2 protein-coding genes are annotated in these 3,247 nt (G+C 48.9%); one reads left to right on the plus strand and one right to left on the minus strand.

Translation table 11 applies throughout. The features are described from left to right. Positions 1-2,850: response regulator (locus tag QZP87_RS10930; protein WP_291322958.1), on the plus strand; the 2,850-nt coding region annotated here is incomplete at its 5' end. A 208-nt stretch (positions 2,851-3,058) separates the two neighbouring features. Here QZP87_RS10930 and QZP87_RS10935 read toward each other — a convergent pair. Further along, on the minus strand, positions 3,059-3,247 hold a 189-nt coding region (locus QZP87_RS10935), incomplete at its 5' end, for a DUF2283 domain-containing protein (RefSeq protein WP_291322959.1).

Raw genomic sequence — 3,247 nt, forward strand, 5'->3', positions numbered from 1 at the left:
AGACTCATCGTTGAAAATGCCAACGAAGGCATCCGCATGCTGGACGAAAACGCCAGTATAAGTTTTACCAACAATGCCATGGCTGAAATGCTCGGATATGAGCCTTCTGAAATCATGGGGGAAAGCATATGGGACTTTATTCACCCTGATGATCTGGATAAGTTTGCAGATATCTGGACAGAGCGAATGTCTGGAAAAGACAGTAAATACGAAATCCGCATGCTGCACAGGAATGGCTCAACTGTCTGGACCTTGGTTTCTTCCACCCCCATCATTAAAAATGGAAATTTTGCAGGTTCTTTCGCCCTTATTTCCGATATTACAGAAAAAAAACGTATGGAAAAAGAGTTGTCCAAGCAACAGGAGGTGCTGGCTTCCACGGAAAAACTGGCCAAGGTAGGCGGCTGGGAATGGGATATCGATTCTCAGACCATGATCTGGACCCATGGCACATACCTGATTCATGATTTAGACCCTGCTGACTGCCCACCGCATTCCCAGGAGCTCATCAACAAAAGCATCCAGTGCTATTCTGAAGATTCCAGGGCAATAATTGCTGCTGCATTCAGGAAATGTGCAGAAAAGGGTATTGAATACGACCTTGAACTCCCTTTTGTGTCAGCTCAAAAACGCCGGATGTGGGTACGCACTGCAGGCCAGCCAGTATACGAGTCAGGGAGTATCTCCAAGGCTGCCGGCCATATAATGGATATTACTGAACTTAAAAACTCCCAGCTGGAGTTGGAAAAAGCCAGAGACAGAGCTGAGCAGGCCACCCAGGCCAAGTCTGAATTTCTGGCCAATATGAGCCACGAAATCCGTACTCCTATGAACGGTGTTATCGGTATGACGGATCTGCTTATGGATACCGAGCTTGGTCCGGAACAGAGAAGCCTGGCCGAATCTATTCAGAGCAGCGGCGAAGCGTTGCTGGCCCTGCTAAACGATATTCTGGACTTTTCCAAAATCGAGGCCGGCAGTCTGGAGCTGGAAAACCTGGACTTCAACCTGCATTATCTGCTTGAAGATCTGGCCTCTCTCATGGCTGTACGGGCTAACGAAAAAGGTCTGGAACTGATCTGTCTGCCTGATCCGGATGTACCGGCCCAGGTCCAGGGCGACCCTGGACGCCTGCGACAGATACTTACCAACCTGGTGGGCAATGCCATCAAATTTACAGACCAGGGAGAAGTGGTAGTTCGAGTGCACAAGGAAGAATATTCGGGACAGGATGCAGTCCTTCTGCGTTTCTCCATCCAGGATACGGGTATTGGTATTCCTGAAGACAAGGTTGATCTTCTTTTCAACAGGTTTTCCCAGGTGGACACCTCCCCAACCCGCAAATTCGGCGGTACTGGGCTTGGCTTGGCCATTTCCAGGCAACTGGCTGAAATGATGGGTGGTGAGGTCGGAGTCCAAAGTGAATACGCTCGGGGTTCCGAGTTCTGGTTCACCACCCGGTTCACCCTGCAAAATAAACATGAAGAATCCCTGCCCACCCTGCCACAGCATCTTAAGGGTGAACATATACTGATTGTCGATGATAATGAAAACAACCTGGAAATCCTCAGGAAACAGCTTGAGGCCTGGGGGGCAGAGGTAGAGCAGGCCGCTGGGGGGCATGAAGCCCTTCTCATTCTGGACAGGGTATACTCAGAGGGCAACTCTTTTGCCATGGCCATTCTGGACATGCATATGCCCGGTATGGATGGAGAAGAACTGGGCCGCAATATTAGAAGCAACGACAGATTCGGGGATCTGCCCCTGGTTATGCTGACATCCATGGGGCGTCCAGGCGATGCTAAAATGTTTAAGCAAAAAGGCTTTAATGCTTACCTGAACAAGCCTGTCCGCCAGTCAGAACTCTTTGATACGCTTTTGACGGTTCTTTCCAGTGCAGGCACAGGTCCAGGCCGTTCAATCATCACCAGGCATCAGGCCCGGGAGATCAAAAGGCGGCAATCCGAGCTGATAAAATTCAAAGGGCACGTGCTTGTTGCCGAGGATAATCCGGTAAATCAGAAAGTAGCCACCGGCTTGCTAAAAAAAATGGGGATCAGCGTTGACATTGTTGATAACGGAGTCAGGGCGGTTGAGGCCTTGCAGCACAAAACTTACGATTTGGTGTTCATGGATGTGCAGATGCCGGAAATGGACGGGCTGGAAGCCACCAGGCGCATTCGCGCCGCAGAGCGAGAGAGCGGCAAGGCCAGGGAGCGAGGAAGAGATGGAACGAGTGGGCAGCCAGAATCCCAGAATACCTCAATCCCAGAATATCTCAATTACAAAATCCCCATAATCGCCATGACCGCCGGGGCCATGCATCAGGACAGGGAAAAGTGCATACAGGCCGGTATGGACGACTATGTGGCCAAGCCCATAAATCCCTATGAACTGGGCCGGGTGCTGCAAAAATGGCTGGAACAGGAAGATTTCAAGGGTCAGGATGACACTTCGGAGGATGACATTTGCCTTACCGTTGAAGATGGGGAAAAGGATGCCTCTTCAGTCCAGGCATTTGATTATCAGTCTCTGTTCTACCGCATGGGTCAGGACCATGATCTGGCCATGGAAATTGTAAATATGTACCTGCAGGATGTACCTGCCAAGCTTGATGAACTGCAAAAGGCCATTGAAACCAAAGACTTGCAGAAAGCCTTGCGCACAGCCCACTCCCTCAAAGGCAACTCAGCCAATACCGGCTGCATGGCCATAAGCGAGACTGCTGGAAAAATGGAAGTCCATGGACAAGCAGGAGAACTTGATGAAATTGAAAACCTTCTGCCTGAACTGAAAAAGCAATTCAAACTCTGCAGTATTGAGATTGAAAAGGTCCTTACTCGAGAGTGAAAAGCTTAAAGCTCAAAGCTCAAAGCAAATACAAAAAAATCAAGAGGTTAAAGCCATTATTGCTACAGACATTCAGTCTTTTGTGAATATTCAATGAAAACAAGGTGCTATCAATGTATTTCCAGAGAACTTTTGACTGGCAAGTTACCCCCTGAATGGTTACATAGACCTTCGGTCTACGGCAAAGCCGTATTCAACTGGGTATTCTTTATTGATGAGAACCGGCGTTCAAGATGGTAACCCCAACGATTTTATCACCGTCCTTTCTGATCAAGAAGTCCTCGTCTATTTCAATCGTCTTCCTGGCCCTCTGGGGTTTGCGGAAACTTATGTACAAAACATCTGCCTCCTGGTCATAGTCAAACCATACGCTCTTCTCTTGCAGCTGAAGAACTTC

Origin of the sequence: Desulfonatronospira sp. (assembly GCA_003563255.1) — a bacterium.
Classification (GTDB): Bacteria; Desulfobacterota; Desulfovibrionia; order Desulfovibrionales; family Desulfonatronovibrionaceae; genus Desulfonatronospira.